Consider the following 7,543-nt stretch of genomic DNA (forward strand, 5'->3'; position numbering starts at 1 on the left):
TTCGCTTCACTTTGGTCAGGCCTTTTCATCTTAAATTAAAACCGCACGATCATTGATCATTTTCTCGCCTTTGATCCGCTGGAATTCGTTAAGCAGTTTTTCAACGGTAAGTTTTTGCTTATCAGCCCCTCTTGCCCGGAAGATGATTTGTCCCTTATCCATCATGATCAAGGAAGTTCCAAGATCGATTGCCTGCTGCATATTATGAGTGACCATCAAGGTGGTCAATCGGTTTTGTTCGACGATTTCCTTCGTAAGGTTTGTCACGAGCTCTGCCCTGGACGGATCGAGAGCGGCAGTATGTTCATCAAGAAGCAGGATTTTCGGATCGGTGAAGGTCGCCATCAATAACGATAATGCCTGACGCTCACCGCCTGATAATAACCCCACCTTGGCAGTCATCCTGTTTTCCAATCCTAAATGCAGCGAGGCTAAACTTTCTTTAAAAAGTTCCTTCCGTTTCTTGGTCACTCCAAAGCCCAGACCCCTTTTATTGGTCCTGCCATAGGCGATGGCCATATTTTCTTCAATGGTCATACGCGGGGCTGTACCAAGCATCGGATCCTGAAATACACGGCCAATCATTTTCGCACGGGCATGCTCCTCGATCGCTGAAACGTTCTCGCCATCAATGAACACTTCACCTGCATCAGGGAGAATTTTACCGGAAATCATATTCATCAAGGTCGATTTTCCCGCACCATTACTTCCGATGACCGTAACGAATTCACCTTTTGCCATCTGCAGCTCCAGATTTCCAAGCGCCAGCTTCTCATCGGGTGTCCCTTCATTGAAGACCTTATAAATCCGATTTAACTGAAGCATATCCTTCCCCCCCTTTCGATAAAGTCCCGCCATGACGCAATTGAATTTCCTTGAGTCGTTTCTTCTTCCGGCTTTTTTCCTTTTGTCTTTCGGAAATTTTTGGGATGACAAGTGCCCCGATCACAATTAGTGCCGTAATTAATTTAACATCACCAGTATCAAAAAACTTCACCCGAAGGGCCAAGGTGACGACGATCCGGTAAATGATCGCGCCCCCGATCACTGCAAGCGTGGCACGGGCAATCGTTTTTGCGCCAAATAACGCTTCCCCGATGATGACCGAGGCCAAACCGATGACGATGATGCCAATGCCCATGCCAATATCACTAAAGCCGTTATATTGGGCGACAAGGGCTCCGGAGAAAGCAACAAGGGCATTACCGAGTGCAAGTCCAAGGATCTTCATGTTGCCGGTATGTGCGGAAAAGCTGTTGACCATCGCTTCATTGTCCCCAGTCGCCCGTAAGGCAAGACCTATTTCCGTTTTCAAAAAAGCGGACATCCCCACTTGAATGATCAACGCGAAGATCAGCATGACGATCAAAATCGACCACGTTTTCGGCAGGCTGTCACCGAGGCCGACGATCGATAAAAGACCGTTCAACATATTGTCCAATCCAGATCCAGCAAAGGCATCCTGGATCTTGGTGATGATGGTCGTTTCAGAAAGCAGCGGGATATTGGAGGCACCCATGATCCTTAAATTGATGGAATAGAGGGCAATCATGATCAAGATACCCGCCAGGAGCGGATTGATTTTACCCTTCGTATGCAAGAGCCCCGTAATGGCCCCGGCGATGAATCCGGCCAGCATCGCACATAGGGTCGCCAGGATCGGGGAGTAGCCGTTAACGATCATGATGGCAGCTACGGAGGCCCCGGTTACAAAACTCCCTTCGACTGTCAAATCCGGAAAGTCGAGGATCCGAAATGTTAAATAGACACCGAGTGCCATAATCGCGTAAATCATTCCCGACTCAAAAGAATTGAATAAGGCTATAGGCATGTTCTTCTTCCTTCCCCGAACAAAAGCAGAGTTTATTTTACAAACTCAGCATCTGCTTTCCATTCTTCTTTTATTTCAACACCCATTTCTTTTGCTGCCTTTTCATTGATGACCAATTTCAATTTTTGTGGATATTGAACCGGAATATCTCCTGGTTTTTTGCCATCCTTCAAGATTTCAACTGCTTTTTGACCGGCTTCATAGCCAATATCAAAGTAGCTGAAGCCATAGGCTGCAAAGCCGCCGGACTTAACCGAATCCAGCTCGCCAACGAACAATGGGATATCTTCGTCATTGGCAACCGAAATGACCGATTCCAGTGCCGAGACCACAGTATTGTCGGTAATGATATAAAAAGCATCCGCTTTCCCGATTAATGATTCCGCTGCCTGTTTAACCTCCGCTGAAGTCGAGACCGACGCTTCCACGACTTTCAATCCCGCTTTTTTTGCTTCCGCTTTCACATTCTTGATTTGGACGACGGAATTCTGCTCCCCGGTGTTATAAACGGTCCCAATCGTCTTCGCTCCCAGTTCCTCCGCAAGGAATTTCATTGATTTAGCAATGGCTTCCGGATGGGAATCCGTCGTCCCCGTCACATTCCCGCCAGGCTTATCCAAAGAAGTAACAAGCTTGGTCGCCACAGGGTCGGTGACCGATGTAAACACGATCGGAATATCCTTTGTCGCATTCAATGCACTTAGGGCACTTGGAGTCGAGTTGGCAAATATCAAATCGACTTTATCGCCGACAAAGTTATTCGCAATCGTCTGATTGTTGTTTTGATCACCCTGCGCGATTTGAAGGTCATACTTGGCCTTGACGTCATTATCCTTCAACGCGGCCTTGAACCCTTCATATGCCTGATCCAATGAGTCATGCTGAACGATTTGGGTGACACCGATCTTGTAGGTATCCGTTTTGCTTCCTTCCTTTGACGTATCCTTTTCCTTGTCACTCCCGCATCCGGCCAACGCCAGACCCGCTACTAAAGTCATAGCTAATGTCGAATATAATTTCTTTTTCATATTTTCCCCCCGCTTTTTACTTATTTAAAGTAGTGTCTTTCCAATTCCATCAGCTTTTCCGCGTTTATGTCCTAAATTATAATCGTTTAGTCCCAATTATTCCAATATATTTTTTAACTTTTTAGAATTTTTTGAGTTATCAGATGGATTTCTTTAAAAAAAAGCTGCCGCAAAAGGAAATGCCCTTTTCACAGCAACTTCTATAGGATGGTCAATGCTCGACGACTTGGTTCACAATAGTGGTTACAGTGGCACGATCAATTTTTTCTTTGCCCTCTTTCAAGGCCTTCAAGGTTGCTTTGGCCAATTCCAAGGGGATTTTACAGAAATGGATGATTTCCTTCGTTTCTATCTCCGCAATGTAGGAATCCGCTAGAGCTAAATTATGTTCCGTATGCGAGAGCATCTCTTCGAAACCCCAGCCGTCCGGATAAAAATTCACACCGCGCTCAGCATCTTCCTCCCGGTTTCGGAGGATATTGACCGTTTGGAGCCCTCGGCCGAATGCAATGGCAAGTGCACGGTCCGTTTTGGTTCCATCATACCAATTCCACATATCAGACAGCATGACTCCCACTAATCCCGCAACATAATAGGTATAATCATCAAGCTCTTCTTCATCATGGATTTGCCAATCCTTGGAAACCCATTTTGCCATGCCTTCGGCCATTTCCCGTGTGGACTCCAAGACTTTGGCTCTCGCTCCTGGAGGGCAATATTCGATCCAATCCGCTAAAAGCAAGGTCACCTCTGGTAACTCTTCTTCATATGGCTTGAATATCGATAAAAACTCATCTTCACGGTAATCCTCCTTAAGCAGACCGCTTACGGCCTGTAAAAGGGAAACCTTACTATCTGCGGGGAGGCCAGGATGATCCTCGATCTCATCGATGGCACGCATGCATAAATAGGCAGCACCGATCGCCTCTTGTAGCCCTTTAGGAAGATAGCTGATCGGAATGAAGAAGGTACGGCTTGTTTTTAAGAGAAAATCCATTGCTTTAGTATGTAGGTTGCTTTGATCAGTCATAGGTTACACTCCTTTAAATATCCATGAACAGTTGTTTCATTATACCAAACATTCGCCTTGATTTCAGCTTCCCTCTTTCTCCGTATATAAAGGAATCTTGATCATCATTAAGTCTTCTCCCATGATCGTGTTTGCGAAAATTGCCTTGCTTTGCTCCTTTAACCTCCCTGAATCCTCGGCACTATACCGCGAGCTGATATGGGTAAGGATTAAATGCTTGGCTCCTGCTTTCAAAGCAGTTGTTGCCGCTTGAACGGTTGTTGAATGGTAATAGCTAGAAGCCATTTCCGTTTCTTCTGCAGAAAATGTGGCTTCATGAACAAGGTAATCCGCCGAATCGGCAAGTATCAGGGCATTGTCGCACACCCTGGTATCACCTAGTATCGTAATGATCCGTCCCTTTTGCGGTGTACCTAAATAATCTTTCCCGTTCAAGACACGTCCATCCTCAAGCCTGACCGTTTGTCCGTCCTTCAATTCTTTATAGAGCGGACCTGGCTTCACACCAGCTTGATGCAGCAAATCGACGAGCAGGCTTCCTGGACGGTCCTTCTCTTCAATCCGGTAGCCGAGACTGTATATGCCATGATCGAGAGGCATGGCCGTCACCGTGAATTGGTCATCCTCGAACACAATGCCTTCAGCTATTTCGACGATTTCCAATGGGTATTTCAAATGAGTTCCACTCACTAGCAAGCTTGTTTTAATATAAGCTTCGATCCCTTTTGGACCATATACGGTCAATTTATCCACACCGCCCTGAAAGGATCTGCTGCTTAACAGCCCAGGGAGACCGAAGATGTGATCACCATGTAAGTGGGTGATGAAGATCTTTTCAATCTTTCGCGGCTTGAGTGCCGTTTTTAAAATTTGATGCTGAGTTGCTTCGCCGCAATCGAATAACCAAACGGTCCCCCGCTCTTCCAATAATTGCAGGGCGATTGAGGTCACATTACGCGCCTTGGCCGGAACGCCGGCGCCTGTACCCAATAAAACAAAATCCACTGTTCCTACCTCCGTTGCCATTACGTTAATAGCTTAACTATAGCATAACCATGGCGGTTCTTTCATTTATGACCGACTAAAACCGATATGGGAGTAAACTTTTTAGGAAATATAAGAAAAAATGCGCAAATTGATTGCTTTGAGGGAAAGCTAACCGTAAAATTAGGAATTGGTACACATACGGGAATTCCAACTTTAGAGATAGAATTAAGGAAAGTTGAGGTTTTAACATGACAGAAAATAATAAACCGACGGCATTGATCATGATTTTTGGTGCTACTGGAGATTTGGCAAAAAGGAAATTATTCCCTTCAATATATCGGCTGTTCCAAAAAGAAAAAATCAATAAATTCGCCGTCGTGGGCGTAGCAAGGAGACCCTTGACGGACGAGGAATTTCAATCAAGCGTCAAGGACTCCATCCTTACGTTTGGTCACGCAGAAGAAAAAGTCGAGGAGTTCATTTCCCATTTCCATTATCATTCCCATGACGTATCAAGCTCGGAATCCTACCAGCAATTAAAAGGAATTGCCGAGGAATTGGACGGACAATACCAATTAGAAGGAAACCGCATTTTCTATTTAGCGATGGCACCTGAGTTTTTCGGAACCATTGCCGAGCAGATCAAAGCCCAAGGCCTGACCGATTCACCGGGGTATAAGCGCCTGGTCATTGAAAAACCATTTGGGCACAGTTTTGAAACAGCCCAGAAATTGAATGAGCAGATCCGAACGGCATTCGCCGAAGATGAAATTTACCGTATCGATCATTATTTAGGTAAAGAAATGGTTCAAAATATTGAAGTCATCCGTTTCTCCAATGCGCTATTCGAACCACTTTGGAATAACCGTTATATCTCCAATATCCAGGTTACTTCAAGTGAGACACTTGGCGTTGAAGAACGCGGACGTTATTATGAAACGAGCGGTGCCCTTAGGGATATGGTTCAAAACCACTTGCTCCAGATGGTAGCCTTGCTTGCAATGGAGCCGCCGATCGCTTTGACGACGGAAGAGATCCGCAGTGAAAAGGTACGGGCATTGCGTTCGCTCCGGCCAATGAAGGTCGACGAAGTCGATAAATACTTCATCCGCGGTCAGTATGGGGAAGGAACAGTGGGCGAGAAAGCACTGCCAGGTTACCGTAATGAACATAACGTAAACCCTGATTCCAATACAGAAACCTATGTGGCAGGGAAATTGCTAATTGATAATTTCAGGTGGGCAGGCGTTCCTTTTTATATCCGCACCGGTAAGAGAATGGATGTAAAATCAACGAATATCGTTGTCCAATTCAAGGATATTCCGATGAATCTGTATTACAAAACGGAAGAAACCCTGAACCCGAACTTGCTCGTTATCAATATCCAGCCTGACGAGGGCATTACATTATACTTGAATGTCAAGAAATCCGGGACGACTTCGAATACGAAGACAATGAAGCTGACAGTATCCAACAAGGGGATCGAGCATATCAATTCCCCAGAGGCGTATGAAAAGCTATTGTTTGACAGCATGCGCGGAGATGCTACAAACTTTACCCATTGGGACGAGGTTGCCCTTTCATGGAAGTTTGTCGACACGATTTCCGATGCTTGGGAACATACGAAAGAAGAGTCTTTCCCGAACTATGCTGCAGGATCGACAGGACCGCTTGCATCCGACGAACTTTTAGCAGAGGACGGACATATTTGGTGGCAAATCAAGAAAGATACAAGCGAAAGCAATTGACGGGACAAAGGGGATGCAGAGTGAACTCTGCATCCCCTTCTTCATTCATGATACACGCTTCCTGACTAATTTCTCCCGGATCGTATGAAGTATTTCCTGGGGTTTAGACAGTTTTTCATCCATTTCGGAATGGGAATTGAGCCAATAAGAAACACCAAGTTCTAAAACAATAAAAAATAAAAAAATGGCAATAGCTATCCAGATGATAAACATGGTCATCCGCTCCTTCTCTCTTGACTGCCGACTGTATCATGAAATGCGTCTTTAGCTTTCTTTGTTATATTCCTTTTTCATTTAGCGTTTAAACCTAACGGCAAGTATGAGATATATCATACTATATTTTCCAGAAAAAAGGGGAGAACTTCTTTATTCACCCCATTTTCACCCTGTTTCACCAGAATAAATGAAGCATTTACTATATTCTGCAGTGATCGAATAGCCTTTGTTTGTATCTGAAATTTGAGTTTAAACCGTTATGCTTATGAAAGGCCAGAAAGAAATAATAAAAAAGGCGATATGATAGAGGCCCCTTGGGAGCTACCTAAAAAATATTGAGGGGTTTGATAATCCAATCTACCAGGGATACAATTGTTCCACTTTTCCAAAATATGAACCTGTTCATTGGAACAAGAATGAGATGGCCTTGCTGAGGTTACACTAAAACAGGTGTTTCAGTATCATGCACCAACTTCGATGTGGAGGGATTAAACGATGGATATTCGTGAAGGATTAATTCCAACAGCGTTAGGGACAGCCGTGACAGCAGCGGGTTATGCAATGAAGCAGACTCGCGGCTCAAACAAAATGGTCGCCAATACCGTCTTTGGTTTCGGTTTGGCTCATGTTGTATTAGGGGTCATTGACCTTGTAGAGCATCGGAGATAATGAAAAGAGAGGGCGCCGCTTTGCGCCCTCTCTT

Annotated in this window: 7 protein-coding genes; 2 read left to right on the forward strand and 5 right to left on the reverse strand. The window is 44.9% G+C overall.

Annotated features, from left to right (window positions below; translation table 11 throughout):
- Window positions 1-30: 30 nt before the first annotated feature.
- The 5 genes from QNI08_RS04980 to rnz all read right to left on the reverse strand — a co-directional run bounded on the left by QNI08_RS04980 (window position 31) and on the right by rnz (window position 4,894).
- Window positions 31-825 carry an ABC transporter ATP-binding protein gene (locus QNI08_RS04980; RefSeq protein ID WP_285766312.1) on the reverse strand — a complete coding sequence of 265 codons (795 nt, stop codon included), beginning with the start codon at window positions 823-825 and terminating at the stop codon, window positions 31-33.
- A complete protein-coding gene (locus tag QNI08_RS04985) occupies window positions 800-1,831 on the reverse strand; it encodes an ABC transporter permease (RefSeq protein ID WP_285766313.1) in 1,032 nt (343 codons plus the stop codon). The genes QNI08_RS04980 and QNI08_RS04985 overlap by 26 nt, the downstream gene beginning before the upstream one ends.
- A 32-nt stretch (window positions 1,832-1,863) precedes the next feature.
- Window positions 1,864-2,859 carry an ABC transporter substrate-binding protein gene (locus QNI08_RS04990; RefSeq protein ID WP_285766314.1) on the reverse strand — a complete coding sequence of 332 codons (996 nt, stop codon included), beginning with the start codon at window positions 2,857-2,859 and terminating at the stop codon, window positions 1,864-1,866.
- Between the two features lie 211 nt (window positions 2,860-3,070).
- Window positions 3,071-3,889 carry a squalene/phytoene synthase family protein gene (locus tag QNI08_RS04995; protein ID WP_285766315.1) on the reverse strand — a complete coding sequence of 273 codons (819 nt, stop codon included), beginning with the start codon at window positions 3,887-3,889 and terminating at the stop codon, window positions 3,071-3,073.
- A gap of 63 nt (window positions 3,890-3,952) precedes the next feature.
- Window positions 3,953-4,894, reverse strand: coding sequence for a ribonuclease Z (rnz, locus tag QNI08_RS05000; protein WP_285766316.1), 942 nt, complete (start codon window positions 4,892-4,894; stop codon window positions 3,953-3,955).
- Window positions 4,895-5,124: 230 nt separating this feature from the next.
- On the opposite strand from rnz, the gene zwf reads away from it, so the two are divergent.
- Together zwf and QNI08_RS05010 are read left to right on the forward strand one after the other, a co-directional pair.
- Entirely contained in the window at window positions 5,125-6,624 is a 1,500-nt protein-coding gene (gene zwf / locus QNI08_RS05005) for a glucose-6-phosphate dehydrogenase (protein WP_285766317.1), read from the forward strand.
- A gap of 711 nt (window positions 6,625-7,335) precedes the next feature.
- Window positions 7,336-7,509: a hypothetical protein gene (locus tag QNI08_RS05010; RefSeq protein WP_034308217.1), complete on the forward strand. Its 174-nt coding sequence runs from the start codon at window positions 7,336-7,338 to the stop codon at window positions 7,507-7,509.
- The last annotated feature ends 34 nt before the right edge of the window (window positions 7,510-7,543 follow it).

This window comes from Peribacillus folii (assembly GCF_030271255.1).
Classification (GTDB): domain Bacteria; phylum Bacillota; class Bacilli; order Bacillales; family DSM-1321; genus Peribacillus.